General features: G+C 69.8%; 16 protein-coding genes. 7 read left to right on the plus strand and 9 right to left on the minus strand.

What is annotated here, in order from left to right:
• Window positions 1-31: 31 nt before the first annotated feature.
• Entirely contained in the window at window positions 32-1,234 is a 1,203-nt protein-coding gene (locus D458_RS0118105; protein WP_017588166.1) for an epoxide hydrolase family protein, read from the minus strand.
• 53 nt (window positions 1,235-1,287) lie between these two features.
• Here D458_RS0118105 and D458_RS0118110 point away from each other — a divergent pair, with 53 nt between their 5' ends.
• Window positions 1,288-2,247 carry a helix-turn-helix transcriptional regulator gene (locus D458_RS0118110; RefSeq protein WP_017588167.1) on the plus strand — a complete coding sequence of 320 codons (960 nt, stop codon included), beginning with the start codon at window positions 1,288-1,290 and terminating at the stop codon, window positions 2,245-2,247.
• A 60-nt stretch (window positions 2,248-2,307) separates the two neighbouring features.
• On the opposite strand, the gene mnhG is transcribed toward D458_RS0118110, so the two are convergent.
• The 6 genes from mnhG to D458_RS0118140 are packed head-to-tail and all read right to left on the minus strand — an operon-like array spanning window position 2,308 to window position 9,087.
• Window positions 2,308-2,718: a monovalent cation/H(+) antiporter subunit G gene (mnhG, locus tag D458_RS0118115; protein WP_017588168.1), complete on the minus strand. Its 411-nt coding sequence runs from the start codon at window positions 2,716-2,718 to the stop codon at window positions 2,308-2,310.
• Complete coding sequence (locus D458_RS0118120) at window positions 2,711-3,034, minus strand: monovalent cation/H+ antiporter complex subunit F (RefSeq protein WP_017588169.1); 324 nt, start codon at window positions 3,032-3,034, stop codon at window positions 2,711-2,713. Before D458_RS0118120 ends, mnhG begins: the two co-directional genes overlap by 8 nt.
• Complete coding sequence (locus D458_RS0118125) at window positions 3,031-3,639, minus strand: Na+/H+ antiporter subunit E (protein WP_017588170.1); 609 nt, start codon at window positions 3,637-3,639, stop codon at window positions 3,031-3,033. The genes D458_RS0118120 and D458_RS0118125 overlap by 4 nt, the downstream gene beginning before the upstream one ends.
• On the minus strand, window positions 3,636-5,297 hold the full coding sequence (locus D458_RS0118130) for a Na+/H+ antiporter subunit D (protein WP_017588171.1): 1,662 nt from the start codon (window positions 5,295-5,297) through the stop codon (window positions 3,636-3,638). The genes D458_RS0118125 and D458_RS0118130 overlap by 4 nt, the downstream gene beginning before the upstream one ends.
• Window positions 5,298-5,299: 2 nt before the next feature.
• Window positions 5,300-6,130 (minus strand): Na(+)/H(+) antiporter subunit C, encoded by an 831-nt coding sequence (locus D458_RS0118135; protein ID WP_017588172.1) that lies wholly within the window; start codon window positions 6,128-6,130, stop codon window positions 5,300-5,302.
• Window positions 6,127-9,087 carry a Na+/H+ antiporter subunit A gene (locus tag D458_RS0118140; RefSeq protein ID WP_026119433.1) on the minus strand — a complete coding sequence of 987 codons (2,961 nt, stop codon included), beginning with the start codon at window positions 9,085-9,087 and terminating at the stop codon, window positions 6,127-6,129. The genes D458_RS0118135 and D458_RS0118140 overlap by 4 nt, the downstream gene beginning before the upstream one ends.
• A gap of 248 nt (window positions 9,088-9,335) precedes the next feature.
• Here D458_RS0118140 and D458_RS0118145 point away from each other — a divergent pair, with 248 nt between their 5' ends.
• From D458_RS0118145 to D458_RS0118155, 3 genes are all read left to right on the plus strand, one after another.
• Entirely contained in the window at window positions 9,336-9,830 is a 495-nt protein-coding gene (locus tag D458_RS0118145; RefSeq protein WP_017588174.1) for a MarR family winged helix-turn-helix transcriptional regulator, read from the plus strand.
• Window positions 9,831-10,027: 197 nt separating this feature from the next.
• Window positions 10,028-10,684, plus strand: a complete 657-nt coding sequence (locus D458_RS0118150) for a ClpP family protease (RefSeq protein WP_017588175.1) — start codon at window positions 10,028-10,030, stop codon at window positions 10,682-10,684.
• Window positions 10,681-11,292, plus strand: a complete 612-nt coding sequence (locus D458_RS0118155) for an ATP-dependent Clp protease proteolytic subunit (protein WP_026119434.1) — start codon at window positions 10,681-10,683, stop codon at window positions 11,290-11,292. The genes D458_RS0118150 and D458_RS0118155 overlap by 4 nt, the downstream gene beginning before the upstream one ends.
• A gap of 144 nt (window positions 11,293-11,436) precedes the next feature.
• Here the strand turns inward: D458_RS0118155 and D458_RS0118160 are convergent, their stop codons facing one another.
• Window positions 11,437-11,838 carry a helix-turn-helix domain-containing protein gene (locus D458_RS0118160; RefSeq protein ID WP_017588177.1) on the minus strand — a complete coding sequence of 134 codons (402 nt, stop codon included), beginning with the start codon at window positions 11,836-11,838 and terminating at the stop codon, window positions 11,437-11,439.
• 184 nt (window positions 11,839-12,022) lie between these two features.
• Window positions 12,023-12,784, minus strand: a complete 762-nt coding sequence (locus D458_RS0118165; RefSeq protein WP_026119435.1) for an SDR family oxidoreductase — start codon at window positions 12,782-12,784, stop codon at window positions 12,023-12,025.
• Between the two features lie 92 nt (window positions 12,785-12,876).
• On the opposite strand from D458_RS0118165, the gene D458_RS0118170 reads away from it, so the two are divergent.
• The 3 genes from D458_RS0118170 (at window position 12,877) to D458_RS0118180 (ending at window position 18,901) form a co-directional block, all read left to right on the plus strand.
• Window positions 12,877-13,785: a sigma-70 family RNA polymerase sigma factor gene (locus tag D458_RS0118170; protein ID WP_026119436.1), complete on the plus strand. Its 909-nt coding sequence runs from the start codon at window positions 12,877-12,879 to the stop codon at window positions 13,783-13,785.
• A gap of 127 nt (window positions 13,786-13,912) precedes the next feature.
• Entirely contained in the window at window positions 13,913-17,233 is a 3,321-nt protein-coding gene (locus D458_RS0118175; RefSeq protein WP_160168055.1) for an AfsR/SARP family transcriptional regulator, read from the plus strand.
• 426 nt (window positions 17,234-17,659) lie between these two features.
• Window positions 17,660-18,901, plus strand: coding sequence for a hypothetical protein (locus D458_RS0118180; protein ID WP_017588181.1), 1,242 nt, complete (start codon window positions 17,660-17,662; stop codon window positions 18,899-18,901).
• The last annotated feature ends 351 nt before the right edge of the window (window positions 18,902-19,252 follow it).

A 19,252-nucleotide genomic window follows, 5' to 3' on the forward strand; every position in this document is an offset into this window, starting at 1 on the left:
CGCCCGGGGTCCGGTCCTCCGCCCGGGTCCGTCAGCCCCGGCCCCCGCGCACCGGACGGAAGAAGGCGCACACGTCGCCCACCAGGGTGTCCGGGACCTCCATCGAGGCGTAGTGCCCTCCGGTCGGATACTCGGACCAGTGGACGATGCCGGCGTTGTCGCGGTCGGCGAACGTCCGGATCGACTTGAAGTCGTCGGCGAAGACCGCCACCCCCATCCGGCCGTGGTTGACGGCCGGCGCCGCGTCCGCGTGGGCGTCCTCGTAGTGGAAGCGTCCCGCCGAGGCGGAGGTGTTGGTCAGCCACTCCAGCGTCACCTGCGCCAGGATCTGGTCGGGGGTCACCAGCGAGGTGCCGTTGCCGAACGAGTTGAACAGCTCGTTCCACGCGAGCTGGCCGACCGGTGAGTCGGAGAGCCCCGCGGCCACGGTCTGCGGCCGGGAGGCGTTGACGGCGTTGTAGCCGCCCACCGACTGGAACCACTGGGCGTGCGCCAGGGCAGCGTGGTCGCGCTCGGTGAGGTGCTCGAACTCGGCCGGGTCACCGGAGGGGAACGAGAACGCCTGCAGCACGTGGGACCCCAGGAACCCGGGAGGGTCCAGCAGGCCGAGTTCGCGGCTCACGATCGCCCCGCTGTCGCTGCCGTGCGCACCGTAGGACCCGTACCCCAGCCGCCGCATCAGACGGTCGAAGACGCGTGCCACCCGGCCGAGCGTCCAGCCCCGGTCGTCCACCGGGGTGGAGAAACCGAAGCCCGGCAGGGAGGGCACCACGACGGAGAACGCGTCCTCGGCCCGGCCGCCGTGCGCCACCGGGTCGGTGAGCGGCGCGATCATGTCGATGAAGTCCAGGACGCTGCCGGGATAGCTGTGCACGAGCAGCAGCGGAACGGCGGCGGGTTCCTTCGAGGGCACGTGGAGGAAGTGCAGCGGTTGGCCGTCGATCTCGGTGAGGTACTGGGGGAAGGCGTTGAGCCGTCCCTCCACCGCCCGCCAGTCGAAAGCCTTCCAGCGCTCGACCATGTCCGCGAGGTAGTGGTTCGGGGTGCCGTACGTCCAGTCGTCGGGGCCGGCGACCGGGCGCGGCAGGCGCGTGCGGTCCAGGCGCTCCCCGAGGTCGTCGAGGTCGCTCTGCGGGAAGGAGACGGTGAACGGGCGCACGTCGTCGGGGGACTGCGTGGCGTGGCCCTGCGTGGCGTGGGACTTCGGGGACCGGGTGCTCGTGTCTGTGCTCATGACTCCAACCTAGAGAGCATTCCGGCACGTTTCTTTCCGCTTATCCTGGCGGAATGCGATCCACCTCGACCCGTCTCCTCGAACTGCTGGTCCTGTTCCAGACCCGGCGGGACTGGCCGGGCCGGGACCTGGCCCGCCGCCTCGACGTCACCGAGCGGACCCTGCGCAACGACGTCGAGCGGCTGCGGGAGCTCGGCTACCAGGTGGAGTCCGTGCGCGGGCGCGGCGGGTACTACCGGCTCGCCGCCGGCAGCACGCTCCCGCCGCTGCAACTGGACGACGAGGAGGCCGTGGCGGTCGCCATCAGCCTGCGCACCGGTGGTGATCTCGCGGGCATCGAGGAATCGAGCGCCCGCGCCCTCGCCAAGCTCGAACAGATGCTGCCCCCGCGGCTGCGGCCCCGGGTGCGCGCGATGGCTCGGGCGACCAGCCACGGCCCGGAGAACACCGACAGCAACGTCGAGGACCCGGTGGTCGGCGCCGACGTGCTCTCCCGGATCGCGGACGGCATCGACCGGCGGGAGTCCTTGCGCTTCGGTTACCGGGACGCCGACGGAGCACCGACGACGGTCGACCCGTACCGCCTGGTCAACTGGCAGCGGCGCTGGTACCTGGTCGCTCGGGAGAAGGGGACCGCCCGGTGGGGGACCTACCGGGTCGACTGGATGGACCTGCGGATGCGCACCGGCCTGCGGTTCGCGCCGGACCCGATGGCGGAGTCCGAGTACGCCGACTTCGTCGTGCGCCGCGTCGCGTCGACCGGGTGGAGCGTGCACGCGCGCATCCGGGTCCTGGCCCCGGCGGAGGAGGTCCTCGCCCGGATCAACCCGGCGGTCGGGGTCGTGGAGCCGGTGGACGAGCGCACGAGCGTCCTCGTCACCGGCGGGGACAGCCACGAGGTGGTCGCGGTCTGGATCGGCATGCTGGGTCTGGACTTCGAGGTGGACTCGCCTCCGGAGCTGGTCGACCACCTGCGGACGGTGGCGGCCCGCTACACCCGCGCGACCTCCTGAACACGCGTCGGACGCCGGAGGACGGATCCTCCGGGGCCCGCGCACGGCTCGGTCGGGGAGTTACGGGGCGCTTCCGCCGTTCTGCCGGGTCCTCTCGGCCTGGCGCCTGGCGTCCAGGCGGTCCTCCAGCTCGTCGGTGACCACCAGGTCGTGGCGGATACGGCCGGTCCTGTACCCCACCCGGGCCGCGATGTGGCCCGCCACGGGGACGGTGATGACCTGGAAGAGCCCGACCAGGATCAGGGTGCCGAAGTCGAACACCCCGGTCTCCTCCACCGGCATGATCCTCAGGCCGATACCGAGCAGCACCAGCAGCATGCCCAGAACCTGCGGCTTGGCCGCTGTGTGCATGCGGGAGAGGAGGTCGGGAAAGCGGATCAGGCCCACCGCGGCGACGAAGGACAGCATGGCCCCGGCCAGGATGCACAGGATCGCGATCCAGTCCAGGACGCTGACGAACAGCTCACTCACGGCTTTCCCCCTGCTCTGTGGTCGCCGGGTGCACGGTCTCCTCCGGCCGGAGGTGCTCCTCGGGACGTCGGGCGACGAACTTGGAGATACTGATCGATCCGACGAAGCCCAGCAGCGACAGCACCAGCAGCGTCGGCAGGATCGTGGGGTCGCGGTTGAAGGCCGCGTAGGCTCCCAGGCCGGTGAGCGCCGAAGCCAGCAGGACGTCGACGGACAGGGCCCGGTCGAGGATGCTCGGTCCCATCAGGAGGCGGGCCGTGCCGAGCAGTGAGGCCACACCCAGCAGGACGGCGGTGACGGTCCACAGCGTGTTCACGCGTTCTCCTCCACGGCCGCCGAGGCGGCCTCCAGGTCGGCGACGTTCTCACGGGTGCCCAGCGCTCGGACGATCCGCTCCTCCAGGGTGAGGATGACCTGCTTGGACTCCTGGACCCCGGCCTCGCTCTCCACCCCCAGCATGTGCACGTACAGGACGTATTCGGGCTGGGAGACCTCGACGATCACACTGCCGGGGATCGCCGAGGCGGTGATCGCGGTGCACACCAGCATCAGGTCGGAGTCGGTGCGCATCGGCACGGCCACCACCGAGCTCCGCACCGGGCCGGGCCGGAACACCTGCGCGGTCACCTGGAAGCTGGCGACGACCATCTTCCCCAGGACGTGGCAGAACAGCCGGAGGCACTGCACCGGCCGGAAACGGAAGCCGGGGACGATCGGCGGCATCGGGAAGACCATCATGATCACCGCCGACACCAGGAAACCCAGGACCGCGATGCCGAGGGACTCCGGCCGGGGCTCGAACCCCTTGAAGAGCAGCATCCACACCAGGGTCATCCCCAGGGCGACCGGGATCTGCACCTTGCCGAGGCGGCGCCGGAGCGCTCTCAGCCCCTGGTTCTTCCTGGCCTTCAGGTCGTTCATCGGGAACCTCCCAGGACCGCTTCGACGTAGGGCCACTGTGCCTGGAGCTCGACGGCGGCCTCGAAGGCGTAGCCGATGAGCGGACCGGCGAACACGGTCATGGCGATCCCGAACCCGACGAGCGCGATCGTGGCACCGACCATGCTCTTCGGCAGAACCACCGAGGTCACCACCGGGGCGATCGCGGTCGTGGTGTCACCCAGCCGCGAGGAGGGGCCGACCGCCTCCTCCGAGGGGCCCAGCGCCGCGGTCGAGGTGTCGTCGGCCTCGGAGTCGTCCAGGACGGTGCCGGGCTCCGCCACCATGCCCTCGGCCGGGGTGCGCCAGAAGGCGTAGCTCCACACCCGCGCGATGACGTACAGGGTCAGCAGGCTGGTCATGACCGAGGTGCCGACCAGCGTGTAGGAGAGCGGGGTGCCCACCTCCAGACCGGCCTGCAGCAGGCCGACCTTGCCGAGGAAGCCGGACAGCGGCGGGATGCCGCCCAGGTTCATCGCGGGGATGAAGAAGAGGATCGCGAGCAGGGGGGCGATCTTGGCCAGACCGCCGAGCCGGTCCAGGGAGGTGGACCCGCCACGGCGTTCGATCAGACCGGTGACCAGGAACAGGGTGGTCTGCACGGTGATGTGGTGGGCGATGTAGAACACCGCCCCCGCCATGCCCTGCTCGGTGCCCAGCGCCACGCCGAACACCATGTAGCCGATGTGGCTGACCAGGGTGAACGACAGCAGACGCTTGATGTCGGTCTGCGCCACGGCCCCCAGGATGCCCATCACCATGGTCGCCAGGGCCACCCACATCAGCACGTCGTTGAGCTGGGTCCCCGGGAAGAGGAGGGTCTGGGTGCGGATGAGCGCGTACACGCCGACCTTGGTCAGCAGGCCCGCGAACACGGCGGTGACCGGGGCGGGCGCGGTCGGGTAGGAGTCCGGCAGCCAGGCCGCCAGCGGGAACACCGCGGCCTTGATGCCGAACGCGAGCAGCAGGACCAGCTGGAGGACCAGGGCCAGGTCCGGGGAGATCCCGGGCAGGCGCTCGCCCAGCTGGGCCATGTTGACCGTGCCGGTCGCACCGAAGATCAGGGCGATGGCGATCAGGAACAGCACCGAGGAGACCAGCGAGACCACCACGTAGATGGCGCCCGCCCGCATCCGCGACTGGGTGCCTCCCAGGGTCAGCAGCACGTAGCTCGCGGTCAGCAGGATCTCGAAGCCCACGTACAGGTTGAAGAGGTCACCGGCCAGGAAGGCGTTCGAGACACCGGCCACCAGGATCAGGTAGGTGGGCTGGTAGACCGACAGCGGCGCGACCTCGGCCTTGCCCGCCATCCCCTGACCGATCGAGTAGACCAGGACGGCGAGCGTGATCGCGGCCGAAACCGTCACCATCAGCGCGGACAGCCGGTCGGCCACCAGATTGATGCCGACCGGGGCCTGCCAGCCGCCCACGTGGACGACCTGGGGGCCGAACATGTCGGCGCCCACCATCAGCGCGGCACCGATCACCAGCACCAGCGCCAGGGTGATGACGCTCAGCCACTGCTGGACCCGCGGCCAGCGGATGCCCATGGCGAGTTTGACCCCGGCCGCGAAGAGCGGCAGCACCACCGGCAGGGGGATGAGGTAGTGCAGGATCCCGGCGAAGTAGTCCCATCCCATGGTCAGTCGTTCCCTTGCAGTTCGCTGTCCTCGGCGCGCGCCAGGCGCTCCCGCTCCGCCCGCATGGTCTGGCGGGCCTGCCGCCGCTGGGAGCGGATACGGCGGCGGAGTTCACGCCACAGCTCGCGTTCGGCGGCGCGGTCGGCCCTGCGGTGCTCGCGCAGCCGCTTGCGGCCCAGGCGGATGCGCCCTCTCAGCTCCGTCACCTGGTTGACCATGTTCTGCTGGCGGTCGGTCAGGCGTCGTACGGTCTCCTCGGAGTGCTCGTCGGACCGGCCGTCCTCGGCCGCGACCTCGAATCTGGCCAGCTCGGCCTGGGCCGCCGCGATCTCGGCCTTGATACGCGCCTGTTCCGCCAGTTCCTGGGCGTCGGCCGCGGCGATGGTGGCCTGGAGCTCGGCCCGCTGGCGGCGGATGTCCGCCCTCAGCCGGCGGCGTTCCTTGAGGAAGCGCTGCCGCACCGCGCGGCGGCCCTCGCCCTGGGCGATGCGCAGGTCCTCCGCGTCGTCCTGGACCTCGTCGTTGCCCTCCAGCTGCCAGCTCCGGTAGGCGAGCGCCAGGAGGAACGCCGTGATGCCGAGGGTGATGACGATCGCTGTCAGGACCATCGCCTGCGGCAGCGGGTCGGTCATCTCGTCCGCGTCGTTGAACCACAGGATCGGAGGGCCGCCGGGCTCGCCGGCCATGGCCATGATCATCAGGTTCACGCCGTTGCTCATCACGATGAACCCCAGCAGCACGCGGGTGAGGCTGCGTTCCAGCAACAGCACGACGCCGACCGCGATCAGCACCCCGATGACGACGACGAGGGTCAGACTTGGTGAATCGTTCACGAGGTGACCTCCTCCTCGGCCCGTGCCAGGCCCTCGGAACCGGTGGTCTCCCTCGTGAGTGTCGCGTCCCGCTCGATCTGTTCGTCGATACGGGCGCCGAGACTGCGCAGGATGTCCAGGATCAGTCCGATCACCAGCAGGTACACGCCGATGTCGAAGATCAGGGAGACCGTGAGGTGCGCCTCGCCGAGGAAGCCGAAGCTGACGTAGGTGTCTCCGCCGGCGAGGACGTCGCCGCCGAAGACGGCTCCGCCGAGAGCGGTACCCGTGGCCAGGGCCAGTCCGGCGCCGATCAGGGCACCCGGCTGGACCCACGCGGTGGCGTACAGCTCGAACCTGCCGCCCGCGAGGTAGCGGACGATGAACGCCAGGCCGGCCACGATGCCGCCCGCGAAACCGCCGCCGACGTCGGTGTGGCCGGTCAGCAGCAGGTACACCGAGAGGATCATGATCACCGGGAAGAGGAAGCGTGAGACGACCTCGAACATGATCGACCGGCGCTCGGTCGGGAGGCTGTCGGCCCCCGGCAGCCAGGTACGGTTCCACAGCGGTTTGACGTGCATGTTCCGCGGCGCGACCCGCAGCTCGCCCAGCTCCACGGCGCCGTGCCCGTTGGTGGGCTTCGGGGGCTGGGTGACGGACACGGCCATCACACCGCCCGGGGCCTTGCGGGGCTGGGCCCGGCGGCGGACGAACATCAGGCTGGCCACGCCCGCGGCAGCCGCGGCCAGGACCGAGATCTCACCCATGGTGTCCCAGGCGCGGACGTCGACCAGGAGCACGGAGATGATGTTGTAGCCGCCGGCCTCGTGCGCCGCGGCCTCGTAGCCCTCCGACACCGACGGTTCCTGGCGTCCGGCGAGCGCGAACCAGGTCATCGCGGCCATCACGAGACCGGTGCCCGCTCCGATGGCCATGTTCCAGATACGGCGTCCCCGTAGGGCGGGAGAGGAGAAGTGGGTGGGGAAGCGGCGCAGCACCAGTACGAAGACCACCAGGCTGACGGTTTCGACGAGGAACTGGGTGAGCGCGATGTCCGGGGCGCCCTGCAGGTAGTACAGGGCCGCCACGCCGTACCCCCCGATACCGACGAGGATGACCGCGAAGAGCCGGCGTCGCACGAACAGGATCATCAGACAGGTGATCACGATGATCAGGGCCGGGATGATCTGGACCGGGGTGTCCCAGAGGCGGATCCCGGGGTTGGGCCCCTCCCAGAGCCGGCCGGTGACCATCGGGATCCCGGCGGCCACCACCAGGACGACCAGGATGGTGCCGAGGTAGACCGGCAGCGAACCGCGCTGGGTGCTACCGGTGACCTGGAGGGCCAGGTTCTCCAGACCGGCGAGCATGCGCCGGTAGTTGCGCTCGGGGTTGACGAAGGCCAGGCGGGTGCTCAGCCACGTCACGCGGTTGCGGAAGTAGAAGAGCACCAGGCCGACGGCCACGCAGACCGCGGACAGCAGGAGCGGCAGCTCCCAGCCGTGCCACAGCGCCAGGTGGGTCGTGTACTCCTCGTGCGGCCCCGGCGGGACCGTGTCCGCGTAGACCGCCAGGAAGGGGTCGGCCCAGCTGGAGAGGGGACCGCCGACGAGGCTCAGTCCGGCCAGGACCACCGCCGGCGCCAGGAACAGCGCGCCGGGGGCGTGGACCGGGGTGGGCCGCACGCCCTCCTTGTCGAGGAAGGCGCCCCAGAGGAAGCGGAGGCTGTAGGCGACCGTGAAGGTGGAGCCCAGGACCAGGCCGACCAGGACCAGGGTGTCGAGCGTGCCGCCGTGGGTGAAGGCGCCGAAGGCGAGTTCCTTGGCGGCGAAGCCCGCGGTGGGCGGCAGGCCGGACATGGAGGCCAGCACCACGACCGAGACCCAGAAGGTCGTCGGCATGGACCTGCGCAGGCCGGACAGCTCGCGCAGGTCCCTGGTCCCGGCGCTGTGGTCGATGATGCCGACCACGAGGAACAGCGGGGCCTTGAACAGCGAGTGCGCGATGAGCATCGCGATACCGGCCAGGGCGGCGGCCCGGGTCCCCGTGCCCAGCAGGGCGATGAGGAAACCGAGCTGGCTGATGGTGCCGTAGGCCAGGACCAGCTTGAGGTCGTACTGGCGCAGCGCCTTCCAGCCGCCGAAGACCATGGTGACCACACCGAAGAACAGAGCCATGCCCTGCCAGACGGCGGCGTCACCGAAGGCCGGGGTGAGGCGGGCGACCAGGTAGACGCCGGCCTTGACCATCGCCGCGGCGTGCAGGTAACCGGAGACCGGCGTGGGAGCCTGCATGGCGGCGGGCAGCCAGAGGCTGAACGGGAACAGCGCCGACTTGGACATCGCGCCGACCATGATCAGCACGAGGGAGGCGTTGACCACGGCACCGCCCGCGGGCGGATCGGCGACGATCTCGGAGATCACGTAGGTCCCGGCGGCCTCGCCGAGCATGATCATGCCGACCAGCATGGCCAGACCGCCGAAGGTGGTGACGGTCAGGGCCGTCATCGCCGCTCGGCGGCTCTCCTTCTTCTCGGCGTTGTGGCCGACGAGGAGGTAGGAGAAGACCGTGGTCAGTTCCCAGTAGACGAAGAGCTGGATGAGGTCGTCGGCCAGCACGAGGCCGAGCATGGCCCCGGCGAAGGCGACGAACACGCCGGCGAAACGCCCGAGGCCGGGCTCGGAGTCGTTGAAGTATCGCGCGCAGTAGAACAGGATCAGCGTGCCCACGCCGGCGGCGATGAGCGTCATGACCAGGCCGAGGGCGTCCATGTGGAGGCCGAGCCGGAGCGAGAACTGGGGTGCCCACTCGACGGACTCGGAGAGCGTCCCGCCGTTCAGGACGGTCCGGAGCTGGAAGAGGGCCCACACGGTGGCCAGGCCCGGGACGATCGCCAGCGCGTAGAAACCGTTACGGCCCCAGAGGCGCACCACTAACGGCGCGACCGCAGCTGTGATGAAATGCGCGACCAGCACTGTTGTCAATGCGCCCCTCCCGGACCGGTCCGGGCCCACCCGGGTGTTCGGGCGGACGTCCACTGCCCCCGCAGCAGATGACTCCAGCCACAAGCGGACCAGTGGACGGGGTGTCGTTACCGTTTCGAGGGGGCATGGAACTACTTGAACTTGCGTGCGCAAGCTATTTAATAGCTAGGCTATACAAACGTCAAACCACCGCGCGGGTCAAGGACCTGCGTCACAGCCCAGCCTGCGAGGACCGTTTCGTGCCCGACGAGAGCCGTGAGCCCTGTTCCGATCAGCAGGAGTCGACCGAGCCCACCTCCGCGGAACTCGAGGAGTTCCAGCGTGTGTGGACCGAACTGATCAACGCGGCGCTCCATGCCCGTTCCCGGGGCGGGCACGGGCATCGCGGCGCCGAGGAACTCACCCTGACACAGTCGCTGCTGATGGAAGCGGTGCGCGGCATGGACACCCCGAGTGTCGGTGCGGTTGCTCACATCGTCGGCGTGTCGTCTCCCTCGGCCACCCGCATGATCCAGCAGCTCGAACGCAAGGGGATGATGGCCCGGCGCCGTTCCGAGCGTGACGAACGCAGCACCGTCGTCACCATCACGGAGGAGGGCGAGCGGGTCCTGGCCGAGCGCCGCAAGTACATGGAGCGGAAACAGCGACAGGTCTTCGACGCTATAAGGCCGTCACTGCGCCCCGTCGTCCTCGACGTCCTGCGCGACCTGCGCGAAGCCATAGACGACACCTGATCCGCACTCCGGAGCACACCCTGGAGCGACCCCTGACCCGCCCCGGCCCCGAGGGCGGGTCTGCCGACGGCAGATCTGCCCCGGGCCGAAAAGGTGGAGGTCGGAGCACTCCCCGGCGCAGGCTGGGATCACCGGCCGGAACGGACGCGTAGTCCGTCCCAGAGGCGCCGGGTCACCTGCTGACTCATGGGGAGCTCATGCCGATCCACCAACGGTCCGTCGCGGAGCACGCGCCGGGCGGGACCTTCGACGACCAGCTCGCCGCACGGCTGTTGCGCAGCCGTGTCGTGCTGCTGGGCACACAGGTCGACGAGGACAGCGCCAACCGGGTGTGCGCCCAGATGCTGCTGCTCGCCGACGAGGACCCGCACAAGGACATCACGCTGGCGATCAACAGCCCCGGCGGTGTCGTCTCCGCCGGACTCGCCATCTACGACACGATGAACTTCGTCCCCAACGACGTGTCCACCCTGGTCATGGGGTTCGCCGCGAGCATGGGCCAGTTCCTGGCCTGCACCGGCGCCCCCGGCAAGCGGTACAGCCTGCCGCACGCCCGGATCATGATGCACCAGCCGTCCGGCGGGCTCGGCGGCACCGCTGCCGACATCGCCATCCAGGCCGAGAACCTCGCGCACACCAAGCAGACGATGATCAGGCTCATCGCGCAGCACAGCGGGCAGAGCGAGGAGACCATCGCCAAGGACCAGCACCGGGACGCCTGGTTCACCGCCGAGGAGGCGCGCGACTACGGGTTCATCGACCACGTGGTCGAGAGGGTCGGGCAGATGGAGGGCGGGATGCGCCTGGGCGGGACCTCGCCCGGGTTCGTGGCACAGGCGGGAGGCACCAGGTGAGCGGGCGTTACACGGTACCGATGGTCGTCGAGCGGACCCCGAACGGGGAGCGTTCGTTCGACGTGTTCAGCCGACTCCTGTCCGAGCGGATCGTCTTCCTGGGCACCCCGATCGACGACGACGTCGCCAACGTGATCATGGCGCAGATGCTGCACCTGGACTACGAGAGCCCGGACATGGACATCCAGCTGTACATCAACTCGCCGGGCGGCTCGAACACCGCCCTGACCGCCATCTACGACACCATGCGCTTCGTCCGCGCGGACGTGGCCACGGTCTGCATGGGGCAGGCGGCCTCCGCCGCGGCCGTGCTGCTCGCCGCCGGGGCACCGGGCAAGCGGGCCGCGCTGGAACACGCCCGGGTGCTGCTGCACCAGCCCTCCACCGAAGGCCGGGGTGAGGCCGCGGACCTGGAGATCCAGGCCGCCGAGATCCTGCGGGTCCGTTCCCAGGTGGAGGAGATCCTGTCCAGGCACACCGGCCAGACCCAGGAGCAGCTGCGGGCCGACACCGACCGGGACAAGATCTTCACCGCCCAGCAGGCCAAGGAGTACGGCCTGGTGGACGGGGTCATCACGACCCGTGAGGTCTCCCCGGTCGCCGCCTGAGACGGCTCCGCGGGAGGCTGGACCTGATGGGGGCGCGGCCCCGGGAGAAGAACCCGGGGCCGCTGTCAGCGCACGGCTGGGACGGGCCGGACGCGATGCCGTCCGGGAGCGGGGCGGGGGGAAGGCCCGGTGCTGGGGGCCGGGTCAGGCGGCCAGGGACATGACGGTGGCCTGGTGGCCCCGGGGAGCAAGGGGAGCGCTGACACGGGCCAGGTGCGCCTGGCGCCGGCCGACCACCTCGAAGCGGGCGAGATGGGTGCGCTGGTAGAGCTGACCGAAGACGTCGGCGATGCTCAGCCCCAGAGAGCGGTAGATCGCGGCGAGGACCTCCGAGGAGGCCTCCTTGCGGCCGCGCTCGATCTCCGAAAGGTAGGGAAGGGACACCTGGGCGTCCTCGGCCACCTCGCGCAGGGTCCGGCCCTGCTCGTTACGGGTGCGGCGCAGCAGGTCACCGATGAGGTCGCGCATGAGGGGCTCGTCCGCGCGCTCTCGGGAGCGGTCACCCCTGCGAGCCTCGTCCAGAGCGTGCAGAACGCTTTCGGACATCGCTGCCTCCCCGTGTGGTCGTGTCCCGGAATGCCGAGCCTACGTCGCGCGAGTGCCGCAGCGGGAGGGGGAGCGGTGACCTTATGCGGATGGCAGAACCCGGGGGGAGCGGTTTCGGGAGGTGCCGTGCCGAGCGGGGTCCGGCCCGGCACCTCCTCGTCTCCGGCTCCGTGTCCGGGGGTGCTCAGCCGACGCGCGCGGCCAGGAAGTCCGACCAGGTCCGCTTGCCCACGTCCGCGCCGTCCAGAGTGAGGTTCAGCCCGGAACGGTAGGCCCTTCCGGCCGCTCCGGGGAGGGGGAACGGCAGGAACGGGCGGCGCTTCCCCTGGAGGCGCAGGTAGTCGCGCACCAGGTCCGGCATGGTGAGGACCTCAGGACCGACGAGGTCGTCGGCGCGGCCGGACGGGCCGGCGAGCGCCAGCTCCACCAACCGGGCGGCGACCTCCTCGGAGGCGACCGGCTGGAACCGCAGCCCCGTGGGCGCGGGCACCACCGGAAGCTTCGCCATCGCCCGCGCCACACCGAACACCAGGTCGTGGAACTGGGCCGCCCTCAGAACCGTCCACGGCACCCCGGACCCGATCACCGCCCGCTCCGCGGCCAGTTGGGTCCTCAGGTACCCCAGCGGCATCCGGTCCGCGCCGACCACCGAGATGTGCACCAGGTGCCGCACCTCCGCCTCGGACGCGGCCCGGGAGATGTTGCGGGCCACCTCGTCGTCGCCCTTGGGCCCGCCGGCGAGGTTCAGCACCGTCCCGATTCCGTCCAGGGCGGCGTCGATCCCGGTGTTCTCGCGCAGGTCACCGGTCACGTACTCGACCCCGTCAGCGGAGGGGCGCTCGCTCCGGCTCAGCACCCGTACCGGGAGTCCCTGCTCCGTGAGCATCCGAACGACGTGGCCGCCCAGCGTCCCGGTACCCCCGGTCACCAAGATGGTCGGTCCCATGGTGTTCTCCGTCCCGCTCATAATGCACTTGTCCCGATCGGGCGTTCAGCGCTCTACTCACTGGACCCGGCGGACCGGAGGAACGTGACCGGATGTGTGAAAAAAACTTTCCGACCGAGGGCTTCGAGGCGCACCGTCCCAGGCTGTGCGCGATGGCCTACCGGATGCTGGGCTCCCTGAGCGAGGCCGACGACGCCGTCCAGGAGGCCTGGATACGCTACGGCCGCACCGACACGGAGGAGATCCGGAACCTCTCCGGGTGGCTGACCACGGTGCTGTCCCGGATCTGCCTGAACGTGCTGCGCTCCCGGGAGAACAGACGCGAGGAACCCTTCGGCGTGCACGTCCCCGATCCGGTCGTCAGCCCCGAGAGCGGCACCGATCCGGAACGGGAGGCGCTGATCTCCGACGAGGTGGGGTTGGCCCTGATGGTGGTGCTCGACTCCCTCTCCCCGGCCGAACGCCTGGCCTTCGTCCTGCACGACCTGTTCGCCGTACCCTTCGACGGCATCGCCCCGTTGGTCGAACGCTCCACCGAGGCCACCCGAAAACTCGCCAGCCGCGCCCGCGGCCGCGTCCGTGGCTCCGCGCCGGTGCCCGACCGCGCACTACCGGTCCAGCGCGCCGTCGTCGACGCGTTCTTCGCCGCGGCCCGGGAGGGGGAGTTCGACGCACTGCTCGCCCTCCTCGACCCGGACGTCGTCCTGCGCGGTGACGGCGGTGCCGCCCGCGCGGCCCTGACCGTCAGCCTGCGCGGAGCCAGAGCCGTCTCCGGCCAGGCGGCGTCCTTCCGCGGAACCGGCCTGGTCGTCCTCCCCGTCCTGGTCAACGGCGCCGCCGGGGTCGTGGTCCTCGCCGGAGGCCGCCCCCGGTCCGTCATGGCCTTCACCGTCACGGGCGGCAGGATCGCCGCCATCGACGTCCTCGCCGACCCCGACCGCCTCGCCGCCCTGGGCCTCGACCGGATCCCGGGCCCGGAGGGCACCGGGCCGCCCGCCTGAGGGGACGGGGCCGGCCCGGACAGCGGCGGGGCCCGGCCCCGGGGTGCTCCCCCGGCGGGGCCGGTGCACGTGCGGAGGAATGTGCAGGGGAATGGGCGGTGGTACGTGCGCAATTGCCGTGCACTTATTGGCGAATGCTAGCGCCGTCGCGTCGGAATGTATACAGCGGGTCCGATGTGGGCTTTTGCTGGTGCTGTTTCCCTGGGGATTTCGCGGAATAGTGCCTGTTCAGGGCAGGTTTGTTTTGGCCATGTTGCAGATGTCCGAATCATTGATCTTGGCAATCCGTAATCCGGGATGTCATTATGGTTCGGTGTTGGGTGGTGACAGGTTGGATATACAGATCCTGGCTCCGATTCCGCGGATACTGGTCGCGAACCGATCGGTCGATGCGGGTTCCCCCAAGGGCCGCCTCATCCTCGCGGTCCTCGCCGAGTCCGTTGGCCGAGTCGTCCCTACGCCGATCCTCATAGAACACGTGTGGGGCCAGCATCCACCGGACGCTGTCCAGTCCAGCGTCCAGTCCTACTTCAGTCGTATACGTACCGCTCTCAGGGAAGCGGGCGCGCAGGCGGACATCGTTCGCCGAGGCCAGGGCTACCTCTTGGAGACCGATCCGGAGTGTGTTGACTGGCATCGGGCCCGGCGGTGGTCCGACCAGGCCAGGAAGCTGATCCGCAGGGGCGAGAACGAACGCGCCGCGGCACTCCTGGAAGACGCCCTGGACCTGTGGCAAGGGGACCCCTTCACGGAATTCGGCGGACTGTGGGCTGATTCCCTGCGGCGGAGCATGGCCCGGACCCGCACCCGGATCCTCGGTGACTGGGCCGGCGTCAAGATCGAGCTCGGCCAACACGAGGAGGTCCTCGATCACCTGGAGGACCACCTTCCGGACGAGACGCTCACTCTCCACCACATGAAGGCGCTCGCGGCGAGTGGACGGCACACCGAGGCCCTCGGGTGCTACTCGGAACTGCGCGAGCACACCCTCGGGGAATTGGGATCCGAACCGAACCCCCGGGTGCGGAGTCTCTTCCAGCGCCTCCTCAACGAGGAGGTCCGAGAGGACGAGGTACTGCGGACCGGTCCCGATCCGGTTCAGGAGAGAGGTCGCGGCCCCGAGGTGATCGACACCCTCCAGGCGGACGTCGCCGACTTCTTGGGCAGGGAGGAGGAGCTCGGGCAATTGCTCACCTCTGCACGAGAGGCCCGGGGGCGGACGCTGGTGCAAGTCGTCACGGGGATCGGTGGTGCGGGCAAGACGACCCTCGCCGTGCACGCGGCGCACATCCTGCGGAACGAGTTCGACGTTCGACTCCAGACGGATCTGAGCGAGGCCGGAACCGAGCAGATCCTCTTCCGTCTCCTGCAGATGCTGGGCGTCCCCGGTGGCAGCATCCCGGCCGAACGGGAGGCGCGCGTAGCGATGTGGCGAAAACAGATCGCTGGGCGGCGGGTGCTCCTTCTTCTCGACAACGCCAGCCACCAGAGTCAGGTGGTCTCGGCAGTCCCCGGAACCCCCGGGAGCCTGGTTCTGGTGACGAGCCGACGGAGTTTGTCCGAGCTGGCCGGGGCACGCCAGGTGGGATTGCGCGAGCTGGACGAGGAAGACGCCGCGCAGATGTTCGCCGCCTTCTCCGGGAGGGGTGCGGAGGACCCGGGGATGCACAGGGTGGTGGGACTGACGGGCGGGCTGCCGATCGTTCTCCGTGTGGCCTCGTCCCAGTTGCGGGTTCGGCCGAAACAGAGCTTGGACTATCTGGCACGACGCCTGGAACGTCAGGGGCAGGCCGCGGTGAAGGGCGCGGACTGGGAAGCGATCGCGGTGTTCGCCAGCTCTTACGAGGCACTCAGCCCACAAACCCAGAGGACCTTCCTCCATGTGGGCCTGCAACCGACACCGGTGGTTCCGGACCATGCCGTGGCGGCTTCGGTCGGGTACTGGGACGAAACGGATGCCTCCCTTGACGACCTGCTGGACGTGCACCTTCTCCAGGAGGTCAGCCCGGGGCGGTACCGGATGCATGACCTCGTCCGGAAGTTCGCCCACCAGCAGGCCGCCCGGGTGATGTCGGACCGTGAACGGAGCGAGGTGGAGCGGCGGACCTTCGAGTACTACCTGGCCACCGCTGACAACGCTGACCGAGCCGCGAGGCCCGGCCGGCGTCGTACCGATCGTCCGATCACCCGGGGCGCGGCCGTTCAGACCTTCGACAGCCCGCGTGAGGCCCGTGAGTGGTTCGCCGATTACTTCCCGGCTGTGGAGTCGGTCATCGAGCACGCCAGGTCCCTGGGGTACACGGAGTACGTGGCCGAGCTCCCCCTCGCCATGGCTGGGCTGCTGGAGAGCAACGGTCCTTGGGACCGAGCGGAACAGCTGTTCACACGTGCGGCTGACGCGTGGCGTGAACTGGGAGATTCGGTGGGTCTGGCGGACAGTCTCTACGAACTGGCCCTCATGCGCCTGAACCTCAAGGCTCTGGACGAAGCGGAGGGCCTTCTCAACTCGGCTTCGGAGTTGTGGGAGGCAGCGGGGAGACGGGAGAACATCCCTTACGCACAGGACCAGATCGCCATGCTCCATGCCGAGCGGGGAGACCATGTCCGGGCGGTCTCCGGGTACAAGGTAGCTCTCGAGGCCTTCCAGCTCCTGGGAGACCAAAGGGGTGTGGCCAAGGTCTTGAACCACCTGGCGCTCAGCCACAGCGACACGGCCAAGCACGAGCTCGCCTCCAGCTTCTTCCTCGTGTCGAAGCAGATCTACCAGGCCCTCGGCGACAGGCAGATGGAGACGGCGGTGGCGATGAACCTCTTCCGGCTCCGCTTCGGTGAGGGGCGCCACCGTGAGGCACGCGCGATGAACGAGCGCTGCAGGCAGGTCTACGAGGAGAACGGTGACGTGCTGGGAGTGGCGGGCACGTATCGGAACAGGGGGCTTCTGGAGCTCTACCTGAACAGGTACGGGGAAGCCCTGGAGTGCTTCGGAGCCGCACGGAGGGGTTTCTGGGGGGCTGCGGACGTTTCCGGCGTCACGAGGAGCATGGCGGGCATGGGCGAGGCCCTGCTGGGGCTGGGACGGCTGGCCGAGGCGGAGGAGGTGCTCAGGGACGGCCTCGTGCAGGCCAGGGCGCGGAAGCTCTCCATGCCGGAGTCTCCCCTTCTGAGAGCGCTCGGCGATGTGTTTCTGGCCCGGCACCTCGGTTCCGAGGCTCGCAAGATGTACGAGGGGTCCCTGAACGCCGCTGCGCGGTCGGCCTCGATCGTGAACGAAGGGCTCGCCTACTCCCGGCTCGGCGACTTCAGCAGCCTGGAGGGGGACCCGGACCAGGCGCTCGCGTACTGGGGGCAGGCAGCTCAGGTGTTGGAACGGGCACCGACGCCCTACCTCGCCCACGTGCACTCGAAGATCGAGTGGTGCCTGTACGTTCAGGGGCAAATCGCCAGCTAGCTGGGCAGTCACCGGCCAACGTGCAGCAAAGTCGTAAAACGCCTGCGCAGGTGTGGCTCGAGTGGTTAGCGTGGCTTCGTGTGCTGGAGCGAAGGTGCTCCTGTGTTCGATGCCCCTCCTACTAGAAGGCTGCCGTTGACTACCCCGCTGATCCCCTCCGACCCGCTCAGGCCCGAGCCCTCCCCGCTCCCCGACGACACCGAAGTCAAGGGGACCAGAGCTAGGTGACACCGCCGACCCGGGGGTACGGAGACCCGGGGGAGGCGTCGAACCGGAGCGTCGGCGCCTCCGCATCCTGCCCTCAAGGCGGCAACCGGCCTGAAGCAAGGCTTTGCAAGCGTTGTGCAATCCGGCATCCAGGGGATCTTCGGGCCCTTCTCACAGGCTTGGTTCCGACCGGACAACTAGGTCGGAAGGAACAGGCTGATGATCAGAAGATCCTGGACACGGGGGGACGCCGGACCCGTCTTCCCGAGGACGGTGAACACGGCAAGGACGGTCCTGGCGATCGCCCACCACCAGCAGTCCGGTGACCGGCTCAGCGAGTTCGTGGGTCCCCTGCTGGAGGCCGACCGGAGGGTGCAGGTGATCTGGACGCTCGCGCCCGGATCCTCGTTCGAGCGGAGCGGACACGCGTTCATGCGGAGCCTGGACGCGATCGTCCTGCCCTGGGAGGAAGCGGTCAGCTTCGAGTACGACCTGGCGGTGGCGGCCAACCACGGGTTGCTGGAGCAGGTCAGAGCTCCCGTGCTGGTCCTGCCGCACGGCACCGGGTTCTCCCGGCGCACGGTGCGGGGGAACGGCTACGGGCCGCCGGTCGCACGGCCGGTGGGAGGCGCCGTCCCCGGTGCCCTCACCAGCTACGGCAGGGTCGTCCCGGCTGCGATCGGCATCGCACACGAGGACGCGAGAGAACTTCTGACATCCGTCGTCGCAGAGACGGCGGGGATCATCCACGTGGTCGGCGACCCCTGTTACGACCGGGCCCTCTCCGCCCTGCCCGAGCGGGAGCGGTTCCGGCGGGCGGCGGGTGTGGGGGAGGGCCAGCGTCTGGTGGTCGTCTCCAGCTCCTGGGGTCCGTCCGGGGTGTGGGGCAGCCGCCAGGACCTGATCGACCGGCTGATGGAGGAACTGCCGCCGGGGCACGCCGCCGTGTTGGTCCTGCACCCCGGGACGTGGTGGACGCACGGCCCGCGACAGATCCTCGCCTGGCTCGACGGGGCACGGAGCCGGGGACTGCGGATCCTCGCACCCGGGTCGCCCTGGCTCGGTCTGCTGGTGGCTGCCGATGCGGTGGTCGGAGACTCCGGGTCGGTGACCGCGTACGCGGCGGCTCTGGGTGCCGCGCCGCTGCTGGCTGGAGGCGTCACCGACATCGCCCCGGGCTCGACGCCGGAGCTCCTGCACCGTGTGGGCCCGCACTACCGGGAGGGGACTCCGCTCGGACGGCAGATCGGGGAGGCGGTCGAGCACTGGTGCCCGGAGCTCGCTGCTGCGGTCCATGCCCGGCTGACCTCGGCCCCCGGCCGCTCGGCCCGGCTCCTGCGCGAGGTCGTGTACCGGCTCATGGATATGCCCGAACCCGGGGAGCCCGCCGGTTTCGAACCGCTGCGGTCCCCGGAATTCGTGGCCGGGCACTCTCTGCGGGGCGAGAGGCGCGCCGCATGAGCGCCGGGGTGAAGCGCCTGCTCCGGTACGAGGTGGGGCTGATGCGGGAGGACGGTCGCCCGGGGCAGGTGGACGAGCACGTGGGGGTGCTCATGGCACCGGGTACCCCTCGGCGCTGGCTGCACGCGGCCGACCTCGTCTGGATCCCTGAGGGGAGCGGCGGCAGTGCGTCCGAGGTCCTCGCTCTGCTGCCCGGGTGCCGGGTGGCCGTCGACCTCGGGGCGGACCCGACGGTGCGGGTACGCGGTCTCCCCGAGGCGATACGACCGTTCGGCAGGGGAACCGCCGGGCTGGTCGCGGCGCTCGCCTGCTCCTGGCCGGTGGAGTGGGGCGGGTCCGGAGCGGTCGCCG

It is taken from the genome of Nocardiopsis ganjiahuensis DSM 45031 (genome assembly GCF_000341085.1).
Lineage (GTDB): Bacteria > Actinomycetota > Actinomycetes > Streptosporangiales > Streptosporangiaceae > Nocardiopsis > Nocardiopsis ganjiahuensis.

Bases quoted from the DNA above. Each gene is read 5' to 3' on its own strand.
- D458_RS0118150 (WP_017588175.1), top strand. From the start codon at position 10,028: ATGCCGATCCACCAACGGTCCGTCGCGGAGCACGCGCCGGGCGGGACC.
- D458_RS0118160 (WP_017588177.1), bottom strand. From the start codon at position 11,838: ATGTCCGAAAGCGTTCTGCACGCTCTGGACGAGGCTCGCAGGGGTGAC.
- D458_RS0118125 (WP_017588170.1), bottom strand. From the start codon at position 3,639: ATGAACGACCTGAAGGCCAGGAAGAACCAGGGGCTGAGAGCGCTCCGG.
- D458_RS0118110 (WP_017588167.1), top strand. From the start codon at position 1,288: ATGCGATCCACCTCGACCCGTCTCCTCGAACTGCTGGTCCTGTTCCAG.
- D458_RS0118165 (WP_026119435.1), bottom strand. From the start codon at position 12,784: ATGGGACCGACCATCTTGGTGACCGGGGGTACCGGGACGCTGGGCGGC.
- D458_RS0118105 (WP_017588166.1), bottom strand. From the start codon at position 1,234: ATGAGCACAGACACGAGCACCCGGTCCCCGAAGTCCCACGCCACGCAG.
- D458_RS0118180 (WP_017588181.1), top strand. From the start codon at position 17,660: ATGATCAGAAGATCCTGGACACGGGGGGACGCCGGACCCGTCTTCCCG.
- D458_RS0118130 (WP_017588171.1), bottom strand. From the start codon at position 5,297: ATGGGATGGGACTACTTCGCCGGGATCCTGCACTACCTCATCCCCCTG.
- D458_RS0118170 (WP_026119436.1), top strand. From the start codon at position 12,877: ATGTGTGAAAAAAACTTTCCGACCGAGGGCTTCGAGGCGCACCGTCCC.